The sequence below is a fragment of the Streptomyces sp. NPDC059696 genome (assembly GCF_042733745.1).
Classification (GTDB): domain Bacteria; phylum Actinomycetota; class Actinomycetes; order Streptomycetales; family Streptomycetaceae; genus Streptomyces.
In genome coordinates this window covers 1-20,687 of sequence record NZ_JBHWFG010000052.1, presented here as the reverse complement: position 1 = coordinate 20,687, position 20,687 = coordinate 1, and the positions used below count along the sequence as shown (strand labels likewise).

The window sequence follows — 20,687 nt, the reverse complement described above, 5'->3', positions numbered from 1 at the left end:
CGAAGGGCATCCCGTGAGCGCCAACCGCCCGGCAGCCGTCGTCGTTCTCGCAGCGGGTGAGGGCACCCGTATGAAGTCGGCCACCCCCAAGGTCCTGCACGAGCTCTGCGGCCGCAGTCTCGTGGGGCACGTCCTCGCCTCAGCCGGTGAGCTGCAGCCCGAGCGTCTGGTCGTCGTGGTCGGCCACGCCCGTGAGAAGGTCACCGCTCATCTCGGTGAGATCGCCCCGGACGTCCGTACCGCCGTGCAGGCGGAGCAGAACGGCACCGGGCACGCCGTGCGGATGGGCCTGGAGGAGCTGGGCGGGTCCGTGGACGGGACCGTCGTCGTCGTGTGCGGGGACACGCCCCTGCTGACGGGCGCCACCCTGCGGGCCCTCGCCGAGACGCATTCCGCCGACGGCAACGCGGTCACCGTGCTGACAGCCGAGGTGCCGGACGCGACGGGGTACGGGCGGATCGTCCGTGACGAGGCCACGGGGGCCGTCACGGCCATCGTGGAGCACAAGGACGCCACCGACGCCCAGCGGTCGATCCGTGAGATCAACTCGGGTGTGTTCGCGTTCGACGGTCAGCTGCTGGCGGACGCGTTGAAGAAGGTGCGGACGGACAACAGCCAGGGCGAGGAGTACCTGACGGACGTGCTCGGGATCCTGCGTGAGGCGGGGCACCGGGTGGGGGCGTCGGTGGCCGGTGACCACCGTGAGATCGCCGGGATCAACAACCGTGTGCAGTTGTCGGAGGCGCGGCGGATCCTGAACGACCGGTTGCTGACCGAGGCGATGCTGGCCGGTGTGACGGTGATCGACCCCGCCACCACGTGGGTCGACGTCACGGTGACCTTCGAGCGGGACGTGGTGGTCCATCCGGGTACGCAGCTGCAGGGTGGCACGCATCTGGCGGAGGGTGCCGAGGTCGGGCCGAACTGCCGGCTGACCGACACCCGTGTGGGTGCGGGTGCGCGGGTGGACAACACCGTGGCCGCGGGCGCGGAGGTCGGTCCGCAGGCGTCCGTCGGTCCGTACGCGTATCTGCGGCCGGGGACGCGGCTGGGTGCGAAGGGCAAGATCGGGACGTACGTGGAGACGAAGAACGCGTCGATCGGTGAGGGGACGAAGGTGCCTCACCTGTCGTACGTGGGGGACGCGACGATCGGTGAGCAGACGAACATCGGTGCCGCGAGCGTCTTCGTGAACTACGACGGGCAGGAGAAGCACCACACCACCATCGGTTCGCATTGCCGGACGGGCTCGGACAACATGTTTGTGGCGCCTGTCACGGTGGGGGACGGTGCGTACACCGCTGCGGGGTCCGTGATCACGAAGGATGTGCCGGCGGGTTCGCTGGCCGTGGCCCGTGGTCAGCAGCGGAATATCGAGGGTTGGGTGGCTCGGAAGCGTCCGGGGAGCGCGGCCGCGAAGGCGGCGGAGGCGGCTTCCCGGGAGTCGGCCGGTGAGGGCTGACCGGAAACCGATGCCCCAAACACGGCGTACGGTGATAAGTGCACACCCGCACCCCCACCAGCTGAGACGGCCTCCGGCAAGCCGGCTGCGAGGTCTCTCGACACCTAGCTGCGACACCTCTGAGGAGACAGTGCTGTGACCGGGATCAAGACGACCGGCGAGAAGAAGTTGATGTTCTTCTCCGGCCGCGCCCACCCCGAGCTTGCCGAGGAGGTCGCCCAGCAGTTGGGTGTCGGGGTCGTCCCGACGAAGGCCTTCGACTTCGCGAACGGCGAGATCTATGTGCGTTATCAGGAGTCGGCGCGTGGCGCGGACTGCTTTCTGATCCAGAGCCACACGGCTCCGATCAACAAGTGGATCATGGAGCAGTTGATCATGATCGACGCGCTGAAGCGTGCGTCGGCCCGCTCCATCACGGTCATCGTGCCGTTCTACGGTTACGCGCGGCAGGACAAGAAGCACCGTGGACGTGAACCGATTTCGGCGCGTCTGATCGCGGACATGATGAAGACCGCGGGTGCGGACCGGATCCTGACCGTGGATCTGCACACGGACCAGATCCAGGGTTTCTTCGACGGTCCGGTGGACCACCTGTTCGCGCTGCCGCTGCTGGCGGACTACGTGGGCCGGAAGGTGGACCGGAAGAAGCTGACGGTGGTGTCTCCGGACGCGGGCCGTGTGCGGGTGGCCGACCGTTGGTGCGACCGGCTGGGTGCGCCGCTGGCGATCGTGCACAAGCGGCGTGACAAGGACGTCGCGAACCAGGTCACCGTCCACGAGGTCGTGGGTGAGGTCGAGGGTCGCGTGTGTGTCCTGGTGGACGACATGATCGACACCGGTGGGACGATCTGTGCCGCGGCGGACGCGTTGTTCGCGCACGGCGCGGAGGACGTGATCGTGACGGCGACGCACGGTGTGCTGTCGGGTCCGGCGGCGGACCGGTTGAAGAACTCGCGGGTGAGTGAGTTCGTGTTCACGAACACGCTGCCGACGCCGTCGGAGCTGAGCAGCGATCTGGACAAGATCTCGGTGCTGTCGATCGCGCCGACGATCGCGAGTGCGGTGCGTGAGGTGTTCGAGGACGGTTCGGTGACGAGCCTGTTCGACGAGCAGTAGAGAGCGCTGCGGGGATCGCTGTAGAGATCCTTTTGGGTGCGGCCTCCCTGTCCGAGTAGACTGCTGCAGTTGCTCGGCGAGGGAGGCCGTTCCCGTGTGTGGTGCGGGATGCGGCGGTCCGTTATCGACGCGCTCTTCGTAGCAGGCCGTTCGTGGCCGGGTGACCACGTCCGTGTTTTCTGACTATGAGGAGTGATCATGTCCGAGGTGAAGATCGCCGCCGAGACGCGCACCGAGTTCGGCAAGGGTGCCGCGCGCCGTATCCGTCGTGAGGACAAGGTTCCCGGCGTGCTGTACGGGCACGGTTCGGACCCGCTGCACCTGACCCTTCCGGGTCACGCGCTGCTGATGGCGCTGCGTACGCCAAACGTCCTGATCGCGCTGGACATCGACGGCAAGACGAACGAGCTGGCGATCCCGAAGTCCGTGCAGCGTGACCCGCTGAAGGGTTTCCTGGAGCACGTGGACCTGCTGCTGGTGAAGCGCGGCGAGAAGGTCACGGTGGAGATCCCGGTGCAGACCGAGGGTGAGCTGGCCCCGGGTGGCTACCTGCTGGAGCACGTGCTGAACGCGCTGCCGGTCGAGGCCGAGGCGACGCACATCCCCGAGGCCGTGACGGTGTCCGTGGAGGGTCTGGAGGCCGGTGCCTCGATCCTCGCGAAGGACATCGAGCTGCCCAAGGGCACGACGCTGGCCGTCGAGGAGGACGCTGTCGTCCTGCAGGTGCTGGCCGCGCAGGCCGAGGAGGCCCCGGAGGGCGAGGAGGCGGCTGAGGAAGAGGCCGCCGTCGAGGCCTGATCCTCTGCGTCGTCGTTTGGTCGGCCGCTGTTCCCGTGCGGGGCAGCGGCCGACGCGTATGAAGGAGACATGGACGTGACGACCGATGCGGCCGCTCCGTGGCTGATCGTGGGGCTGGGCAATCCGGGGCCGGAGTATGCGGGCAACCGGCACAACGTGGGTTTCATGGTGGCCGATCTGCTGGCGGACCGGGTCGGGGGGAGGTTCAAGCGGGCCGGGCGGGCGCAGGCGCAGGTCGTGGAGGGCCGGATCGGGCCGCCGGGGCCGTTGAACCGGCGGGTCATTCTGGCGAAGCCGATGTCGTACATGAACCTGTCGGGCGGTCCGGTGAACGCGCTGCGGGATTTCTACAAGGTGCCGGTGGGTCATGTGGTGGCGGTGCATGACGAGTTGGACATCGATTACGGGGTGCTGCGACTGAAGCTGGGTGGCGGGGACAACGGTCACAACGGGCTGAAGTCGATGACGAAGGCGTTCGGTGCGGAGTATCACCGGGTGCGGTTCGGGATCGGGCGGCCGCCGGGGCGGATGCCGGTGGCGGATTTCGTGCTGAAGGATTTCTCGTCGTCGGAGCGCAAGGAGCTGGACTACTTCGTGGACCGGGCGGCGGATGCGGTGGAGTGTCTGGTGATCGAGGGGTTGGAGCGGGCGCAAAGCTCGTACAACTCCTGACTTGTCGCCCTGCGAGGTTGACGGGCCGTTCAGGCATGGCCAATGATCCCGGCCATGCCTGCCCTTGCCGCTTCTTCGTCCCAGGCTTCGACTGCCGTGCTGCGGTTCGGGCGGTTCGTGGTGATGGGTTCGGTCGCGGTGCTGATCCTGATCGCGGGTGTGTGGGCGTCGTGGGGTACGGCGCAGCACGTGATGCTGACGAAGGGCCGGGAGCAGGGCACGGTCGATGTGACGCGGTGCGGGTCCGAGGTGTGCTGGGGCCGGTACGCGCCGTTGTCGGCGGGTTCGCAGCCGCGGGCGCGGGTGGTGCTGGAGAGGTCGGTCGCGGTGGAGCGGGGCCGGACGTACACGGTGGTCGTGAAGCCCGGTGGTGAGGACGCGGTGCGTTCGGGGCCGGCGGGGGTGCTGTACGCGTGGGTCCCGCTCGGTGGTGCCTTGTTGCTGGCGTCGGTCGTGGTGGCGGGTGGTCTGTTGCGGACGCGGTTGGCGTGGGTGATGGGCTTGTCGGGGCTGGCGTTGCTGACGGCGGCTTTCCTGGCCGTCTGAGGGGTTCCGGTGTTCTGTGCTGTCGGGGCCGCGGGCGCGCTGGTGGCGGCGGGCGGTCTTCTGGTGCTGTGGCGTCGGCGGGCCGACCGCGGCTGACGCGGGGATGACGGTGCCCCCGGGCCTGTACGGGCTCGGGGGCACAGTGCCGTCCGGGGGGTGGGTTCAGCCGGTGTTGCGCAGGCCGGCTGCCACGCCGTTGACGGTGAGGAGGAGGGCGCGGGCGAGCAGGGGGTCGGGGGTCTCGCCGGCGGCGGCCGTGTCGCGCTGCCGCTTGAGCAGGGCGACCTGGAGGTAGGAGATGGGGTCGAGGTAGGCGTCGCGGATGGCGAAGGTTTGCTTCAGGACGGGCGCGGCGTCGAGGAGTTCCTTCTCGCCGGTGACGCGCAGTACCTCCCGCACGGTCAGTTCGTGTTCGGCCTTGATGGTGTCGAAGACGTGCTTGAGCTCGTCGGGGACGAGGGTGTCGACGTAGTGCTGGGCGATCCGCAGGTCGGTCTTGGCGAGGGTCATCTCGACGTTGGAGATGAAGTTGCGGAAGAAGTGCCACTGCTGGTGCATCTCGTCCAGGACGGTGTCGAGGCCGGCTTCGCGCAGGGCCTTGAGGCCGGAGCCGACGCCGAACCAGCCGGGGACGATCTGCCGGGACTGGGTCCAGCCGAAGACCCAGGGGATGGCGCGCAGTCCGTCGAGGGAGACGCCGGAGCCGGGGCGGCGGGAGGGCCGGGAGCCCAGGTGCAGGTCGGCGAGCTGGTCGACCGGTGTCGACGCGAGGAAGTACGTCGGCAGGTCGGGGTCCTCGACGAGGCGGCGGTAGGCGGCGTGGGCGGCGTCGGAGACGACGTCCATGGCGGCGTCCCAGCGGGCGAGGGCCTCGTCGGACTGGCGGGGTGCGGTGTGCAGGGCGGACGCCTGGAGGGTGGCCGCGACGGTGAGTTCCAGGTTCTCGCGGGCCAGGGAGGGGATGAGGTACTTGTCGGAGATGACCTCGCCCTGCTCGGTGACCTTGATCTCGCCTTCGAGGGTGCCCCAGGGCTGGGCGAGGATGGCGTCGTGGGTGGGGCCGCCGCCGCGGCCGACGGTGCCGCCGCGGCCGTGGAAGAGGCGCAGGCGGACGCCGTAGCGGTGGGCGACGTCGCGCAGGCGGCGCTGGGCGCGGTGGATCTCCCACTGGCTGGTGGTGATGCCGCCGAACTTGGAGGAGTCGGAGTAGCCGAGCATGACCTCCTGGACGTCGCCCCGCAGCGCGACGAGGCGCCGGTAGGACGGGTCGGAGAGCATGTCCTCGAGGATGGTGTCGGCGGCCTTGAGCTCGTCGGTGGTTTCGAGGAGCGGCACGATGCCGATCTTGGCCCAGCCGGCGTGCAGGTCGATGAGGCCGGCTTCGCGGGCGAGGACGGCGGCGGCGAAGACGTCGTCGGCGCCCTGGCACATGGAGATGATGTAGGACTCGATGACCTCGGGTCCGAAGACCTCCAGGGCACGCTTGACGGTGCCGAAGACGCCGAGGGTCTTCTCGCCGGGCGCGTCGACGGGTGCCGGGGTGGGGGCGAGGGGCCGGCGGGAGCGGAGCTCCTTGGCGAGGAGCTTGGCGCGGTAGTCGCGGGGCATGTCGGCGTAGCGCCAGGATTCCTCGCCGAGCCGGTCGAAGAGCTGGCCGAGGGCGTGGTGGTGGGCGTCGGCGTGTTCGCGGACGTCCATGGTGGCGAGCTGGAGGCCGAAGGCGGCGAGGGTGCGGATGGTGCGGGCGAGGCGGCCGTCGGCGAAGAGGCCGCCGCGGTGCTCGCGCAGGGAGCGCTGGATGATCCGCAGGTCGTCGAGGAGTTCGCTGGTGCCGAGGTAGTCGCGGCCGTCGCGGTGGGCGGTTCCCTTGGCGAGGCGCTTCTTGGTGTTCTCCAGCTTCTGCCGGATGCAGGTGGCCTTGAGCCGGTAGGGCTCCTCGGCGTTGAGGCGCTTGTAGCGGGGGCTGATCTCGGGGAGGTTGTCCAGGTCGGTCTGGAGGGAGGTCAGCAGTTCGTCGGTGGCGCCGGCGTAGCGGATGGAGTTGGACAGGAAGCCGCGGAGTTCGTCGATGGTCTCCAGGGCGTCGTTGATGCCGTGCTCGTGCTGGAGGATCAGGACGTCCCAGGTGACCTGGGGGGTGACGTTGGGGTTGCCGTCGCGGTCGCCGCCGATCCAGGTGCCGAAGGTGAGGGGGCGGGTGTCGTCGGGGAGCTTGACCCCGGCGCGCTCCAGTTCGGCGGTGAGGTCCTCCAGGACGTCGCCGACGGCGTTGGCGTGCAGTTCGTCGAGGTAGTAGATGGCGTTGCGGGCCTCGTCGGCGGGCTCGGGGCGCACCACGCGCAGTTCGTCGGTCTGCCAGACGAGGTCGATGTTCTCGGCCAGTCGGGTGTCCAGGCGGCGCCGGTCGGATTCGATGACCGGGGTTTCCAGGAGCGCGGCGATGCGCCGGAGCTTGTTGAGGACGGAGCGGCGTGCGGCCTCGGTGGGGTGGGCCGTGAAGACGGGGCGGACGTTGAGGTTGCGGACCGTCTCGCGCAGGTGCTCGGGGTCGGCGTCCTTGAGCCGGTCGGCCGTCCGGGTGAGGAGTCCGCCTTCGGCGGCGCGGCGGGCGCGCAGCTCGCGGCCGCGGTGGACCTGCTCGGTGACGTTGGCGAGGTGGAAGTAGGTGGAGAAGGCGCGGACCAGCTTGGCCGCGGTGTCGAGTTCGGTGCCGCGCAGCAGCTCGGCGGCGGCCTCGCCGTCCTCGCGGGTGAGGCGGCGGACCTTTTCGACGAGTTCCAGCAGTTCGGGGCCCTCTTGGCGGACGAGGGTCTCGCCGAGGAGGTCACCCAGCCGGCGGATGTCGGCTCGCAGCTCGCTGCTCGTCGTCGTGGTCTGGTCGTCGGCACTGCTCACAGGTGCGGCTCCTTGCAGTGTTGAAGCTCGTCTGGGAGGGGAACCCGGACGGCGTCTCGCGCGGCGGGGCGCCGCATACGGGTCCGGACATCCGGGAAGAAATCAGAGCGGACCGCGCTGTCCGACCGACTCAAGGATAGGTGTCGGCAAGGACGCGCAGGCTCGCGGGCTCTTGCCGCCGGGCGACGCACTGCCATACTTACGATGCCGTAGGTTACGGAACCGTAGGAAGCACGTCACGGTTCACGTGCCCCGGCTACCCCTTCTCCATCCACATACCCCCCAGGGGACGCGTATGACCAGTAGTTCCGACGTGATCGTGGACGCTTCCGAGGCGCCCGGTCAGGCCACCGAAGCCGCCCCGGCGACGCTGGGCGGCGAGCAGAAGCGGTCCATCGAGCAGATCGCCCTCCTCCTCTTCATCACCGTCCCGTTCCTCGCGCTGCTGGCGGCGGTGCCGCTGGCGTGGGGCTGGGGGGTGAGCTGGCTGGACCTCGGTCTGCTGGTCTTCTTCTACTACCTCGGGTGCCACGGCATCACGATCGGCTTCCACCGTCACTTCACCCATGGGTCCTTCAAGGCGAAGCGGCCGTTGAAGATCGCGCTGGCGATCGCGGGGTCCATGGCGGTGGAGGGTCCGCTGGTGCGCTGGGTGGCGGACCACCGCAAGCACCACAAGTTCTCCGACGCGGAGGGCGACCCGCACTCGCCGTGGCGTTTCGGTGAGACGCTGCCGGCGCTGATGAAGGGCCTGTGGTGGGCGCACATCGCGTGGATGTTCGACGAGGAGCAGACGTCGCAGGAGAAGTACGCGCCCGACCTGATCAAGGACGGGACGCTGCGCGCCATCTCCCGCCAGTTCGTGCTGTGGACGGTGGTGTCGCTGGCGCTGCCGCCGCTGATCGGCGGTCTGGTGACGATGTCCTGGTGGGGCGCGTTCACCGGGTTCTTCTGGGGTTCCCTCGTCCGGGTGGCCCTGCTGCACCACGTGACGTGGTCGATCAACTCGATCTGCCACGCGGTCGGCAAGCGCCCGTTCAAGTCGCGGGACCGTTCGGGCAACGTGTGGTGGCTGGCGGTCCTGTCGTGCGGTGAGTCGTGGCACAACCTGCACCACGCCGACCCGACGTCGGCCCGGCACGGCGTGATGCGCGGGCAGCTCGACTCGAGCGCCCGTCTGATCCGCTGGTTCGAGCGGGCGGGCTGGGCGTACGACGTGAGGTGGCCGTCACGCTCGCGTATCGATTCGCGCCGTAACACCGGGGAAGGCGGCTCCCCGCGCGGGAAGGAGCCCGTCGAGGCGGCATGATGGTCGCTGTGGCGACCGACTCGAGCAGCACCCCCAGCAATGACAAGCCGCGGCGAGCGCGCCGCACCCGGATGACCGGTGCCGAGCGCCGTCAGCAACTGCTGGAGATCGGTCGCACGCTCTTCGCGGCGAAGGGCTTCGAGGGCACGTCGGTGGAGGAGATCGCGGCGAAGGCCGGTGTGTCCAAGCCGGTGGTGTACGAGCACTTCGGCGGCAAGGAAGGGCTGTACGCGGTCGTGGTGGACCGTGAGATGCGGCGCCTGCTGGACATGGTGACCAGTTCGCTCACGGCCGGTCACCCGCGCGAACTGTGCGAACAGGCCGCGTTCGCGCTGCTGGACTACATCGAGGAGTACACGGACGGGTTCCGCATCCTGGTGCGTGACTCCCCCATCCCCCAGTCGACGGGTACCTTCGCCTCGCTGATCTCGGACATCGCCACTCAGGTGGAGGACATCCTGGGCCGCGAGTTCAAGAGCCGCGGCTTCGATCCGAAGCTGGCCCCGCTGTACGCACAGGCCCTGGTCGGCATGGTCGCCCTGACCGGCCAGTGGTGGCTGGACGTGCGCCGGCCGAAGAAGGCCGAGGTGGCCGCGCACCTGGTGAATCTGGCGTGGCACGGCCTGGACGGCATAGAGGCCAAGCCCCATCTGATAGGACGCCGCAAGGCCTGATCAGATCCGCCCCTTGGGGGGTTCGAGGGCGGTGATCACCGGCTCTCCTTCCGGGCCACGGCGAACACCCTGCGGAACGGGAACGGCGTGCCGTGCGCACCGGCCGGGTAGGCCTCGCGCAGGGCCGCCCGGTATTCGGCGACGAAGGCGTCCCGCTGCTCCGGCTCGTCGGCGAGGGCGGTCAGCACGGGCCGCAGTCCGGTCCCCTTCACCCAGTCGAGCACGGGGTCCTCGCCCCCGAGCAGGTGGAGGTACGTCGTCTCCCACACGTCGGCCGCGCAGCCGAGGGAGGTCAGCCGCTCCAGGTAGGTCTCGGGGGTGCCGACGGCGTCGGCGTGGCGCAGGGTTTCGGCGAGCCGGGTGCGCCAGCGCGGTGAACCGGCGAGGTCGCGCATGAGGCGGTGGCTGGGGGCGTCGAAGTTGCCCGGCACCTGGAAGGCGAGGGTGCCGCCCGGTTTCAGACCGTCCACCCAGTCGGCGAACCGTTCGAGGTGCCCGGGCACCCATTGCAGTGTGGCATTGCTGATGATCAGGTCGTGCGGCTCGCCGGGCGTCCAGGTCCGTACGTCGGCGTGCGCGAAGTCGAGGCGCCCTCCGCCCGGGGTGGGTCCCTCGTGGTCGACGTGGGCCTTGTCGAGCATCTCGGGCGAGTTGTCGTAGCCGGTGATCAGTGCGGTGGGCCAGCGGGTGGCGAGCAGCGTGGTGACGTTGCCGGGGCCGCAGCCGAGGTCGGCGATGCGGGGGCGGTCCGCGGGCGGCCCGGCGGGCAGGTCGGGGACGCGGGCGAGGAGGTCGGTGAAGGGGCGGGCGCGGTGATCGGCGTGCCGGAGGTACTGGCCGGGGTCCCAGGTGGGGGTGGCTGCGGGCATGGTTCCTCCTGGTGTGCTGGTGTGCCTGGCGGGGACCGTGAGGGGCGCACACCCAGCGTGATCCGTTAACTATCTCGATGTCAAGAAACTGGACGTCAAGAGACTCTACGTCGACACAACCACTACACTGATCGTCATGGAGGACGAGGTCGATCGGCTGGTCGCGGCGTGGCGCCGGGAGCGCCCGGACCTCGACGTGGAACCACTCGAGGTGCTCAGCCGCGTGAGCAGGCTGGCCCGGCATCTGGACCGGGCCCGGCGGCTGGCGTTCTCGGAGCACAACCTGGAGCCGTGGGAGTTCGACGTCCTGACGGCCCTGCGCAGGGCGGGCACGCCGTACCAGCTCTCGCCGGGACAGCTCCTCACCCAGACCCTGGTCACCTCGGGCACGATGACGAACCGCATCGACCGCCTGGCGAAGAAGGGCCTGGTGGAGCGCCTCCCCGACCCCAGCGACCGGCGGGGCGTCCTGGTGCGCCTGACGGTCGAGGGCCGGGACCGCGCGGACCAGGCCCTGGCGGGTCTGCTGGACCAGGAGCGCGCGATCCTCGCGGAGCTCTCCAGAGCCCAGCGCGGCGAGCTGGCGGGGCTGCTACGCCAGCTGACCGCCCCGTTCGACAACATCCCCGGTTAGGTCCACCGGCCCGACCCCGGCCCGCCGGGCGAGGGCGACGGCGGCGAGGGTGGAATGCACGCCGAGCTTGCCGAGGACGTTCTGCATGTGCGTCCGCACGGTGTGCGGCGACAGGAACAGGCGCTCGGCGACGGCCTTGCGCCCCAGCCCCGCCACCATGCACCGCAGCACTTCCCGCTCACGCGGAGTGAGGGACTCGACGAGCCGCTCGCTCTCGGTGCGGTGCTTGCGGGCGGCGGTGAGCTCGCGCAGCACCCCCGTCAGCAGGGCGGGCGGCAGATGGGTCTCCTCCCGCAGCACGCCCCGGATGACCGTGAGCAGCCGGGACAGCGAGCAGTCCTTGGCGACCCAGCCGGAGGCGCCGGCCTGCAGGGCGAGCGCCGCCCGCCGCGGGTCGTCCTTCTCGGCGAGCACGACGATCCGTACGTTCGGCTGCGCGGAGCGCACACCGGTGACGAGGGAGATCCCGTCGACGAGCCCGTCCTCGTTGCCCTCCTGCACGGGGACGGCCGGGCGGGTGCCCGGTACCTTGCCGCCCAGGTCGGCGTCCACCAGCAGCACGTCGAACCGCCGCCCCTCGGCGACCGCCCGCTCCAGGCTGCGCAGCGCGGCCGGACCGCTGCCGGCCGCGGAGACGTCGACATCGGGCTCGGCGGCCAGGGCCGCCGCGAGTGACTCGGCGAAGATGCGATGGTCGTCGACGACCAGGACTCGGATGCGAACCACGTAACCCCCTTCCCCAGTGCTCCCGAAGAGCAGGGGATACCCCAACGTCGGAGGTTGACACCGCACGGGTACGACGCCGGAGTGTCCGGATCCGCTGCGTTCCGTCGTCCGTCCCTGCCGCAGCGGTCTGTTCGGGTCGCCGCAGCCGCACGGCCGCCGCCGTGCAGTACCGCCACCCCCACCCCGGGCGTCGTACCCGGCTGTCGCGCCCCCTGATCGGCACCGGCCCCCACCGGTGCTGTTCATCAGGGTACGGACGGGGGCCCGGAGCGGAAGGTTATTTGCAGAACTGACTGCCCGACGCGTTTATGGTGTGCCGCATGTTCCTTCTTGAGACAGAAGTCGACAAGGACCGACGTGATCTGCTCCGCACGCGCCTGCGGGACACGAACACCGCCGCCTCTCCGATCCTGCGCGCCCTGCGCGGAACCCCGGACGAAAGGGACGTGCCCTTGCATGTGTGGGCTGTGAACGACGGAACCGACGATCTCGCCGGCGGCCTGGTCGGCCACACCTGGGCGACCTGGCTCCACGTCACCTACCTGTGGGTCGACGAACGCCACCGGGGCAGGGGCCTGGGCGCGCGGCTCCTCGCGCAGGCCGAACACATCGCCTCCACGTCCCGCGGCTGCCGATCGTCCCGCCTGGAAACCTGGGACTTCCAGGCCCCGCGGTTCTACGAGAAGCAGGGGTACGAGGTGATGTGCGTGGTGCCGGACTATCCGCCGGGGATCACGGAGTATTCGCTGATGAAGAGGCTGGGGTAGGGGCGGGCGAGGCTGCCGGGGACCGGATAGCGTTGCTCCGTTTGAGTCCCCCACCTCAACGGGAGTTCCAGTGCACCGCCCCGCCCGGCTCACGTCTGCCGCGCTCACCGCATCCGCGGCCCTGCTGCTGACCGCCTGTGGCTCGGGGGGAGGTGACGGCTCGTCATCGTCCGGCAAGATCGCCGGTGCGGATTCGGGCGACAAGACGTCGGCATCGCCTTCGGCTTCCGCGTCGGCGGACGGGATCGAGCGGCCGGAGATCAAGCTGCCATCGGACATGAAGATGGTCTTCGAAGGACAGCAGACCGGCGACGCCACGAAGGACGCCATCCTCGCGGACAACGAGCGGGCCGAGGGCACGGTGTGGCAGGCCATGGCCTACGGCGACGTGAAGAAGTCGGGTATGGCCTTCTACTACACGGACGACGCGCTGGCCGGCGTCTACCAGTACGCCAAGCGCGCCATCGACAAGAAGACCAGCTGGGCCGGCACCCTGCGTTACTTCGACCGTCAGGTCACGGTGTTCGACAAGAAGTCGGCGGCTCTGACGTACTGCGTCGACGAGAGCAAGGCAGACCTCAAGAACCGCGAGACGAACAAGCTGCAGGGCACCAAGACCACGTCCGACAGCTATGTCTTCTACAACCTGGGCGTGAAGAGGAACAAGGACGGTGTCTGGCAGACCTGGGACCTCACCGAGGACCGCGGGTCGCAGAAGTGCCAACCATGACGTCACGTGCAAAGGCCGGGCGGGTGGAAGAGGGAGCGAGCTCGGATAACGTTGGTTCGCTTGCGCTAACTTCGCTTCAACGGGAGACCTGAGTGAATCGCCCCGCCCGGCTCGCAGCAGCCGTGCTCACCGCGTCCATGGCCGTGCTGACAACCGCATGCGGGTCGGGAGGAGGTGACTCGTCCGCCGCGCCGATCAAGGGTTCGGACGCCGGGGACGGAAAGACGTCGGCCGTTCCCTCCGCCTCCGCCTCGCCGGGCGGCGTCAAGCGCCCGGAGATCAAGCTGTCCCCGGACTTCCGGGCGGACTTCGAGAACTGGACGAACAGCGATGCGACGCTGCAGGCGATCCTGAACGACGGCCGCGAGGAGCTGAGGTCGAAGTACGCGGCGATCATCGAGGCCGATCCGGAGTCGAAGGCGGTCGCGTTCTACAACTCCGACGCCACCCGGGCGACGGCCCGCAGATGGATCAGGCAGTTCACGGACGACGGTGACAGCATCATCGGGCGGGTCAGGGTGTTCGACCCTCAGGTCCGACTCGGTGACACCGGATCGGGAGTGCTCTTCTACTGCGTCGACGAGCGCGAGGCGTCCACGAAGAACCGCAAGACCAACAAGGTCGTCAAGACTCCCGACAAGCCCGAGTCCCTCGTCCAGTACCGGCTCCGGCTGGACAAGTCCTCCCAGGGTGTGTGGAAGACGACCTCGCTGACCACCGTCCCCGGGGCGTGCAGCTGATGCGTTTCACGACGATGGCAGGGGCGGTCCTCACAGCGTCCGCCTCCGCCCTCATCCTGTCGTGCACGACGGCCCAGGCCATCGGCGAAGACGGTTCCCAGGCGCCACCCTCGGGCGGATCCGGCGGCGCGTCGGGCAGCACGCTGACGGCGTCGGCCGCCACCACCCGCATCAAGGTCACACAGACAGGTGGCGGCGCCGGCGGCTCCACCAAGTCGCTCGCACCGATCGATCCCCACTGGGAACCACCGGCGTGCTGGTACGAGCCCGTGGCGACACCCCAGCAACTCAAGGACGCCGTCGAGCGGCTCAAGAAGAACCCCAACGGCGACCTGGTTCCGGTCACCCCCTCGCTCAGCTGGGGTGAGGAGCTCATGGTGAACCACTACGAAAAGGGACAGGACGACACCGACAGCGGGTTCAGCTACAAGAACTACAACCTCGGCAAGGACGGGAGGTTCTGGCGCGGTGTGATCAACAAGAACCGGGAGAACGACGTCGATTCGTACGACTGCGAGCGCACCCTGTTCTGGCAGAACACCGGCACCCTCCCCGACGCCCACGCTCCCACGCCCGACGTCCTGGCCGGATACGCCTACGACAAGATCGACGTCCCGCAGACCGAGGTCGAGTTGAAGCCCGCGGTCAGATCCACCGTGAACCTGCCGACCTGGGCCTGGCTGGACAAGGCGACCTTCAAGGAGGTCAAGGTGCGAGCCGAACTGGCCGACGCAGGCGTCTGGGCGGAGACCACGGCCAAGCCGGTCGCCCTGCACCTGAACCCCGGTACCGAGGACGCCGAGACGTACCCGGCGTCCGGTGACTGCGCCATCAACGACGACGGATCCATCGGCGCCCCGTACGCCAAGGGTGATGCCGATCGGACTCCGCCCTGCGGTGTCCGCTACCTCCGCGCCACGAACGGCACGCCCTACCAGCTCAAGGCGTCGGTCACCTGGCAGATCTCCTGGGAGGGATCCGGGGGCACTCGGGGCGATCTGCCGGACGGAACCTTCGAGACGACCCAGGCGATGACGGTCCAGGAGATCCAGTCCGTCAACCGCTGACCGGGTGGTGGGAAGCGGCGCCTTCTTGGGGTGAGGGCGCCGCCGCCGCTTTCGGGTGGGGGTCAGGGGATGGGGTGGGCGCCCGGGGACGGGGTCGCTTCGAAGACGCGGGGTGTGGTGAAGCCCGCGGATGCGAAAGCCTCCGTCACCGCCTTGGTGATGGTGTCCACGTCCGCCTCCTCCGCGAGGACGATCGCCGAGCCGCCGAAGCCGCCGCCCGTCATACGGGCGCCCAGCGCGCCGTTGGCCAGGGCCGTGTCGACGACCAGGTCCAGTTCGGGGCAGGAGATGCGGAAGTCGTCGCGGAGGGAGGCGTGGCCCTCGACGAGGACCGGGCCGATCGCGCGGGTCTCGCCGGACTTAAGGAGGGAGACGACCCGTTCGACGCGTTCGTTCTCCGTGACGATGTGCCGGACCAGGCGGCGGACCTCCTCCTCGTCGCCGAGGCGGGCCAGCGCCGCGTCCAGCTCCGCATAGGGCACGTCCCGCAGCGCGTCGACGCCCAGCAGGGCCGCGCCCTTCTCGCAGCCGGCCCGGCGCTTGCCGTACTCGCCCTCGCTGTGGGAGTGCTTGACCTGCGTGTCGACGACCAGCAGGCGCATGCCCTCGGCCGCCAGGTCGAAGGGGATCTGCTTCTGGGACAGGTCGCGCGTGTCGAGGAACAGGGCGTGGCCCCTCTCGCAGCACGCCGACGCCGTCTGGTCCATGATGCCGACGGGGGCACCGACGTAGACGTTCTCCGCGCGCTGGCACAGGCGGGCCAGTTGCCAGCGCCTCAGGCCCAGTTCGTACAGGTCGTTGAGGGCCAGCGCCACGACGACCTCCAGCGCCGCCGACGACGACAGGCCCGCTCCGGAGGGGACCGTCGAGGCGAGGTGGAGGTCGGCGCCGGTGACCGGGTGGCCGGCCTCCCGCAGCGCCCACACCACACCCGACGGGTACGCCGTCCAGTTCCGGTCGGCCTGAGGCACCAGCTCGTCGACGCGCAGTTCGACGACTCCGCCCTCGACGTCCGCCGAGTGCAGGCGCAGGACGCCGTCCGTGCGCCGGGAGACGGCCGCCACGGCGGTGTGCGGCAGTGCGAACGGCATCACGAAGCCGTCGTTGTAGTCGGTGTGCTCACCGATGAGGTTGACGCGGCCCGGGGCCGCCCAGACACCCTCGGGGGCGGCTCCGTAGAGCTGCTCGAAACCGTCCCGCACCTGCTGTGCGCCCACTACTGCTCCCTTGCGATGTTCTGCGCGAAGTCCCACGCGTTCGCGACGATGCCCGCGAGGTCCGCGCGGGACGGGTTCCAGCCCAGCTTCTCGCGGGCCGTGCCGGCCGAGGCCACCAGGACCGCCGGGTCGCCGCCCCGGCGCGGGGCCACGACCTCGGGGATCGGGTGGCCGGTGACCCGGCGGACCGTCTCGATGACCTCGCGGACCGAGAAGCCGTTGCCGTTGCCGAGGTTGCAGATCAGGTGCTCGCCGGGGGCGGCGGCCGTCAGGGCCAGCAGGTGGGCCTCGGCCAGGTCCGCGACGTGGATGTAGTCGCGCACGCAGGTGCCGTCCGGTGTCGGGTAGTCGTCGCCGAAGACCGAGATCGTCTCGCGCCTGCCCTGCGCCACCTGGAGGACCAGCGGGATCAGATGGGACTCGGGGTCGTGGCGCTCGCCGTACGCGCCGTACGCGCCCGCCACGTTGAAGTAGCGCAGGGAGACCGCGCCCAGTCCGTGCGCCGCGGCCTCACCCGTGATCATGTGGTCGACCGCGAGCTTGGAGGCGCCGTAGGGGTTGGTCGGGGACGTGGGCGCCGACTCGAGGATCGGGACCTGCTCGGGCTCGCCGTACGTCGCCGCCGTCGAGGAGAAGACCAGCCTGCGCACGCCCGCCTCGCGCATCGCGGCCAGCAGGGCCATGGTGCCGCCGACGTTGTTGTCCCAGTACTTCTCGGGCCGGACGACCGACTCGCCGACCTGGGAGAACGCGGCGAAGTGCAGCACGCCGTCGAAGGAGGAGTCCAGCCATTTGGCGGCGTCGCGGATGTCGCCCTCGACGAACGACGCGCCCGCGGGGACGCCCTCGCGGAAGCCCGTGGAGAGGTTGTCGAGGACGACGACCTCGTGACCGGCCTCCAGCAGGTGCTGGGCGACCACACTGCCGACGTATCCCGCGCCGCCCGTCACCAGGTACTTCCCGCTCATGAACTCGCTACCTCTCGCAGTCGCTCGGCCGCGCGCTCCGGCGGCACGTCGTTGATGAACACGTTCATGCCGGATTCGGAACCCGCGAGGAACTTCAGCTTGCCGGAAGTGCGGCGGATGGTGAAAAGCTCGAGGTGCAGCGCGAAGTCCTCGCGCACGACGCCGTCGAACTCCTCCAGGGAGCCGAACGGGGCCTGGTGCCAGGCCGCGATGTAGGGCGTGGGAGGTTCACTCTCCCCGAAGATCCGGTCGAAGCGCCTCAAGAGTTCCAGATAGACCTGGGGGAATTCTGTGCGCGCGTCCTCGTCGAGGCCGAGCAGGTCGGGCACGCGGCGCTTGGGGTACAGGTGCACCTCGTAGGGCCAGTGCGCCGCGTAGGGCACGAAGGCCACCCAGTGCTCGCCCTCCAGGACGACCCGCTCGCCGGCGAGTTCCCGCGCGAGGACGGCGTCGAAGAGGTTCTCCCCGCCGGTCATCTCCTTGTGGGTCGCGGCCGAGCGGAGCATCAGGGCGGTACGGGGGGTGGTGAAGGGGTAGGCGTAGATCTGCCCGTGCGGATGCCCGAGGGTCACGCCGATCTCGGCGCCCCGGTTCTCGAAGCAGAACACCTGCTCGACGGACGGGAGGTGGGACAGCTCCGAGGTGCGGTCCGTCCACGCCTCCAGCACCAGGCCGGCCTGCTCCTCGGTGAGGTCGGCGAAGGAGGCGTGATGGTCGGAGGTGAAGCAGACGACCTCGCAGCGGCCGGAGTCGCCGGCGAGCGAGGGGAACCGGTTCTCGAAGACGACGACGTCGTAGGACGAGTCGGGGATCTCGCTGAGGCGCTCGCCCTCGGAGGGGCACAGGGGGCACTCGTCGGCCGGCGGGTGGTAGGTGCGGCCCTGGCGGTGGGAGGCGATGGCGACGGAGTCGCCGAGGAGGGGGTCACGGCGGATCTCGGACGTGGTGACGGTGCGGTCCAGCGGCCGGCGGTCGGTCGCGTCCCGCACGGTGTCGTCGCGCAGGTCGTAGTAGATGAGCTCGCGACCGTCGGCCAGCCGGGTCGAGGTCTTCTTCACGCCGGACTCCTTGTCCTTCAAACAGAACCCAACATATAAAAACACAACCCACCACAGACGTCAACATCACAATCAAACAAAGTGCATCAACAAACGGGTTCAATTGCTGAACGCGGAGAAGAAGGTCCCGCGAGGTATCGGTTCCCGCAACGAAGCGAGGGCTCATGCAAACCCCCACCTATCTGTCGGCCGAGCTACGACTCCCCACCAACTGGCTCGACTACACGATCCTCGGCATCTACTTCCTCGTCGTCCTGGGCATCGGCTTCGCCGCCCGGCGCTCGGTGAGGACCAGTCTCGACTTCTTCCTCTCCGGCCGTTCCCTGCCCGCCTGGGTCACCGGTCTCGCGTTCATCGCGGCCAACCTGGGCGCCACGGAGATCCTCGGCATGGCCGCCAACAGCGCCCAGTACGGCGTCTACACCACGCACTGGTACTGGATCGGCGCCATCCCGGCCATGGTCTTCCTCGGCCTGGTGATGATGCCCTTCTACTACGGCTCCAAGGTGCGCTCGGTCCCCGAGTTCCTGCTGATGCGCTTCGACCGGGCGGCGCACCTGCTCAGCTCGGTCCTCTTCGCCTTCGCCGCGATCCTCATCGCCGGCGTCAATCTCTACGCGCTGGCCATCGTCGTCGAGGCGCTGCTGGGCTGGCCGGAGTGGGTGGCCATCGTCGTCGCCGGCTTCTTCGTCCTCGCCTACATCACCCTCGGCGGCCTGTCCTCGGCGATCTACAACGAGGTCCTGCAGTTCTTCGTGATCCTGGCGGCGCTCATCCCCATCACCTTCCTCGGGCTGAAGAAGGTCGGCGGCTGGGACGGGCTGTCCGACTCCCTGACGAAGACCCACGGCGCCGACTTCATGACCTCCTGGGGCGGCACGGGCATCGGCAGCGACAACCCGCTCGGCGCGAACTGGCTGACGATCGTCCTGGGCCTCGGCTTCGTCCTGTCCTTCGGCTACTGGACGACGAACTTCGCCGAGGTGCAGCGCGCGCTGTCCGCGAAGAACCTCTCGGCGGCCCAGCGCACCCCGCTGATCGCCGCGTTCCCGAAGATCTTCATCGTGTTCCTGGTGATGATCCCGGGTCTGGTCGCCGCGGTCCTGGTCCCGAAGATCGGTACGTCCGGCTCCGACCTCCAGTACAACGACGCCATCCCGTACCTGATGGAACAGCTGCTGCCCAACGGCGTGCTGGGCATCGCCGTCACCGGTCTGCTCGCGGCGTTCATGGCGGGCATGGCGGCGAACGTGTCGTCGTTCAACACCGTGTTCACCACGGACATCTGGGCGAAGTACGTCGTGCGGGGCCGTGAGGACGAGTACTACGTCCGCTTCGGCCGTCTCATCACCGCGATCGGGGTCCTGGCCTCCATCGGCACGGCGTTCCTCGCCCGCTCGTTCTCCAACATCATGGCCTACCTGCAGACCCTCTTCTCCTTCTTCAACGTGCCGATGTTCGTCGTCTTCATCATCGGCATGTTCTGGAAGCGGGCGTCGATGAAGTCGGGCTTCTGGGGGCTGATCGCGGGCACCACCGCGGCGATGGTCAACTACTTCGTCCTCTACAAGCAGGACATCGTCGACATCCCCTCCGACCAGGGGGCCAACTTCGTCTCGGCGATCGCGGGCTTCGTCGCCGGGGCGGTGGTGATGGTGGCGGTGTCGCTGTTCACGGCGCCCAAGCCGGCCGAGGAGCTGCAGGGGCTGGTCTACGGCACGCGGTCGCCCGGCATGGCCGAGCCGCCCGCGCCCGGGGACGAGGCCTGGTACCGCAAGCCGGCGCTGCTCGGCTGGGGCGCGATCGTCCTGGCCGCGGCCTGCTACATCCCGTTCTCGTTCTGACCGACCCCGACCGAGGAGTGTGATCGCACATGTCCGAGTTCTACTCCGAGAAGGATCTGCAACGGGAGATCACCGAGCTGGAGGGCAAGTCGGCGACCGCGGCACGGTTGTTCGACATCCGGCGGATCATCGGTGGGCTGTTCGTGCTCTACGGCGTCATCGTCACGATCGCGGGGCTGACGGCGTCCGACGCGGACATCGACAAGGCCGAGGGAGTAAACATCAACCTGTGGACCGGGTTGGGGATGCTGCTGCTGGGCGTGTTCTTCCTGGTCTGGCTGAAGCTGAGGCCCGCGGCGCCGCCACCGCCGGGAGTCGAACCGGAGGACGACGAGCGGGTGCAGTGACCCAGGGCTGCCCGGTACGCGGCGTGGGTGCCGGGGCCGGGTGAATCCGCAGCCCGGCATAGCGGGATGCCCACCCGTGCCGCCCCCAGCGGCACGCATGCCCCGCAGCCAGGCGCGAACCACGACGCACCCGCACCCGCCATCGTGCGCAAGGGGACGTGTCGGGGGGTGTCCGCCCGCAGCGGTTGGCGCGTCAACGAACAGTCAGTCGGCACGCAACCCCATCGCGCCGTTCCGAGGACGGACAC

Annotated in this window: 20 protein-coding genes; 14 read left to right on the top strand and 6 right to left on the bottom strand. The window is 69.2% G+C overall.

Annotated features, from left to right (window positions below; all coding sequences use genetic code 11):
- Nucleotides 1–13: 13 nt before the first annotated feature.
- From glmU to ACFV20_RS34575, 5 genes are all read left to right on the top strand, one after another.
- Nucleotides 14–1,462, top strand: a complete 1,449-nt coding sequence (gene glmU / locus ACFV20_RS34595) for a bifunctional UDP-N-acetylglucosamine diphosphorylase/glucosamine-1-phosphate N-acetyltransferase GlmU (RefSeq protein ID WP_385664505.1) — start codon at nt 14–16, stop codon at nt 1,460–1,462.
- Nucleotides 1,463–1,597: 135 nt separating this feature from the next.
- Nucleotides 1,598–2,578: a ribose-phosphate diphosphokinase gene (locus ACFV20_RS34590; protein ID WP_385664503.1), complete on the top strand. Its 981-nt coding sequence runs from the start codon at nt 1,598–1,600 to the stop codon at nt 2,576–2,578.
- Between the two features lie 198 nt (nt 2,579–2,776).
- Nucleotides 2,777–3,376, top strand: a complete 600-nt coding sequence (locus ACFV20_RS34585) for a 50S ribosomal protein L25/general stress protein Ctc (RefSeq protein ID WP_385664500.1) — start codon at nt 2,777–2,779, stop codon at nt 3,374–3,376.
- A 69-nt stretch (nt 3,377–3,445) separates the two neighbouring features.
- Nucleotides 3,446–4,048 (top strand): aminoacyl-tRNA hydrolase, encoded by a 603-nt coding sequence (gene pth / locus ACFV20_RS34580; RefSeq protein ID WP_385664497.1) that lies wholly within the window; start codon nt 3,446–3,448, stop codon nt 4,046–4,048.
- 54 nt (nt 4,049–4,102) lie between these two features.
- The gene (locus ACFV20_RS34575; protein ID WP_385664494.1) at nt 4,103–4,594 is read left to right on the top strand and encodes a hypothetical protein; all 492 of its coding nucleotides are present in this window, start codon (nt 4,103–4,105) and stop codon (nt 4,592–4,594) included.
- Nucleotides 4,595–4,756: 162 nt separating this feature from the next.
- Here the strand turns inward: ACFV20_RS34575 and ppc are convergent, their stop codons facing one another.
- Nucleotides 4,757–7,489: a phosphoenolpyruvate carboxylase gene (gene ppc / locus ACFV20_RS34570; RefSeq protein ID WP_385664492.1), complete on the bottom strand. Its 2,733-nt coding sequence runs from the start codon at nt 7,487–7,489 to the stop codon at nt 4,757–4,759.
- A gap of 295 nt (nt 7,490–7,784) precedes the next feature.
- Here ppc and ACFV20_RS34565 point away from each other — a divergent pair, with 295 nt between their 5' ends.
- Nucleotides 7,785–8,798: an acyl-CoA desaturase gene (locus ACFV20_RS34565; RefSeq protein ID WP_385664489.1), complete on the top strand. Its 1,014-nt coding sequence runs from the start codon at nt 7,785–7,787 to the stop codon at nt 8,796–8,798.
- Nucleotides 8,795–9,472: a TetR family transcriptional regulator gene (locus ACFV20_RS34560; protein WP_385664487.1), complete on the top strand. Its 678-nt coding sequence runs from the start codon at nt 8,795–8,797 to the stop codon at nt 9,470–9,472. The genes ACFV20_RS34565 and ACFV20_RS34560 overlap by 4 nt, the downstream gene beginning before the upstream one ends.
- A gap of 35 nt (nt 9,473–9,507) precedes the next feature.
- On the opposite strand, the gene ACFV20_RS34555 is transcribed toward ACFV20_RS34560, so the two are convergent.
- On the bottom strand, nt 9,508–10,341 hold the full coding sequence (locus tag ACFV20_RS34555; protein WP_385664484.1) for a trans-aconitate 2-methyltransferase: 834 nt from the start codon (nt 10,339–10,341) through the stop codon (nt 9,508–9,510).
- Between the two features lie 136 nt (nt 10,342–10,477).
- Here ACFV20_RS34555 and tamR point away from each other — a divergent pair, with 136 nt between their 5' ends.
- Nucleotides 10,478–10,975: a MarR family transcriptional regulator TamR gene (tamR, locus tag ACFV20_RS34550; protein ID WP_234850245.1), complete on the top strand. Its 498-nt coding sequence runs from the start codon at nt 10,478–10,480 to the stop codon at nt 10,973–10,975.
- Here the strand turns inward: tamR and ACFV20_RS34545 are convergent.
- The gene (locus tag ACFV20_RS34545; RefSeq protein ID WP_234850246.1) at nt 10,934–11,701 is read right to left on the bottom strand and encodes a response regulator transcription factor; all 768 of its coding nucleotides are present in this window, start codon (nt 11,699–11,701) and stop codon (nt 10,934–10,936) included. The two genes, tamR and ACFV20_RS34545, sit on opposite strands and share 42 nt — an antisense overlap.
- Before the next feature lie 308 nt (nt 11,702–12,009).
- Between ACFV20_RS34545 and ACFV20_RS34540 the strand changes: the two genes are divergently transcribed.
- The 4 genes from ACFV20_RS34540 to ACFV20_RS34525 all read left to right on the top strand — a co-directional run bounded on the left by ACFV20_RS34540 (nt 12,010) and on the right by ACFV20_RS34525 (nt 15,005).
- Nucleotides 12,010–12,468, top strand: coding sequence for a GNAT family N-acetyltransferase (locus ACFV20_RS34540; protein ID WP_385664482.1), 459 nt, complete (start codon nt 12,010–12,012; stop codon nt 12,466–12,468).
- A 70-nt stretch (nt 12,469–12,538) separates the two neighbouring features.
- Nucleotides 12,539–13,198 carry a hypothetical protein gene (locus tag ACFV20_RS34535; protein ID WP_385664479.1) on the top strand — a complete coding sequence of 220 codons (660 nt, stop codon included), beginning with the start codon at nt 12,539–12,541 and terminating at the stop codon, nt 13,196–13,198.
- Between the two features lie 92 nt (nt 13,199–13,290).
- Nucleotides 13,291–13,938 (top strand): hypothetical protein, encoded by a 648-nt coding sequence (locus ACFV20_RS34530; protein WP_385664476.1) that lies wholly within the window; start codon nt 13,291–13,293, stop codon nt 13,936–13,938.
- Entirely contained in the window at nt 13,938–15,005 is a 1,068-nt protein-coding gene (locus ACFV20_RS34525) for a hypothetical protein (RefSeq protein ID WP_385664543.1), read from the top strand. Before ACFV20_RS34530 ends, ACFV20_RS34525 begins: the two co-directional genes overlap by 1 nt.
- Nucleotides 15,006–15,067: 62 nt before the next feature.
- On the opposite strand, the gene galK is transcribed toward ACFV20_RS34525, so the two are convergent.
- Genes galK through galT form a run of 3 tightly spaced genes read right to left on the bottom strand, consistent with a single transcriptional unit; the run spans nt 15,068 to nt 18,248 of the window.
- Entirely contained in the window at nt 15,068–16,222 is a 1,155-nt protein-coding gene (gene galK / locus ACFV20_RS34520; protein WP_385664473.1) for a galactokinase, read from the bottom strand.
- Nucleotides 16,222–17,190 (bottom strand): UDP-glucose 4-epimerase GalE, encoded by a 969-nt coding sequence (gene galE / locus ACFV20_RS34515; protein WP_385664471.1) that lies wholly within the window; start codon nt 17,188–17,190, stop codon nt 16,222–16,224. Before galE ends, galK begins: the two co-directional genes overlap by 1 nt.
- Nucleotides 17,187–18,248 (bottom strand): galactose-1-phosphate uridylyltransferase, encoded by a 1,062-nt coding sequence (gene galT, locus ACFV20_RS34510; protein ID WP_385664468.1) that lies wholly within the window; start codon nt 18,246–18,248, stop codon nt 17,187–17,189. Before galT ends, galE begins: the two co-directional genes overlap by 4 nt.
- A 164-nt stretch (nt 18,249–18,412) precedes the next feature.
- On the opposite strand from galT, the gene ACFV20_RS34505 reads away from it, so the two are divergent.
- Together ACFV20_RS34505 and ACFV20_RS34500 are read left to right on the top strand one after the other, a co-directional pair.
- Entirely contained in the window at nt 18,413–20,092 is a 1,680-nt protein-coding gene (locus tag ACFV20_RS34505; protein ID WP_385664465.1) for a sodium:solute symporter family protein, read from the top strand.
- Nucleotides 20,093–20,121: 29 nt separating this feature from the next.
- Complete coding sequence (locus ACFV20_RS34500) at nt 20,122–20,439, top strand: hypothetical protein (RefSeq protein ID WP_385664462.1); 318 nt, start codon at nt 20,122–20,124, stop codon at nt 20,437–20,439.
- Nucleotides 20,440–20,687 lie beyond the last annotated feature (248 nt).

Coding starts and splice junctions, on each gene's coding strand:
- tamR (WP_234850245.1), top strand. CDS start 10,478: ATGGAGGACGAGGTCGATCGGCTGGTCGCGGCGTGGCGCCGGGAGCGC.
- ACFV20_RS34505 (WP_385664465.1), top strand. CDS start 18,413: ATGCAAACCCCCACCTATCTGTCGGCCGAGCTACGACTCCCCACCAAC.
- ACFV20_RS34565 (WP_385664489.1), top strand. CDS start 7,785: ATGACCAGTAGTTCCGACGTGATCGTGGACGCTTCCGAGGCGCCCGGT.
- ACFV20_RS34555 (WP_385664484.1), bottom strand. CDS start 10,341: ATGCCCGCAGCCACCCCCACCTGGGACCCCGGCCAGTACCTCCGGCAC.
- ACFV20_RS34585 (WP_385664500.1), top strand. CDS start 2,777: ATGTCCGAGGTGAAGATCGCCGCCGAGACGCGCACCGAGTTCGGCAAG.
- ACFV20_RS34540 (WP_385664482.1), top strand. CDS start 12,010: ATGGTGTGCCGCATGTTCCTTCTTGAGACAGAAGTCGACAAGGACCGA.
- galE (WP_385664471.1), bottom strand. CDS start 17,190: ATGAGCGGGAAGTACCTGGTGACGGGCGGCGCGGGATACGTCGGCAGT.
- ACFV20_RS34500 (WP_385664462.1), top strand. CDS start 20,122: ATGTCCGAGTTCTACTCCGAGAAGGATCTGCAACGGGAGATCACCGAG.
- ACFV20_RS34525 (WP_385664543.1), top strand. CDS start 13,938: ATGCGTTTCACGACGATGGCAGGGGCGGTCCTCACAGCGTCCGCCTCC.
- ACFV20_RS34575 (WP_385664494.1), top strand. CDS start 4,103: ATGCCTGCCCTTGCCGCTTCTTCGTCCCAGGCTTCGACTGCCGTGCTG.
- pth (WP_385664497.1), top strand. CDS start 3,446: ATGGACGTGACGACCGATGCGGCCGCTCCGTGGCTGATCGTGGGGCTG.
- ACFV20_RS34560 (WP_385664487.1), top strand. CDS start 8,795: ATGATGGTCGCTGTGGCGACCGACTCGAGCAGCACCCCCAGCAATGAC.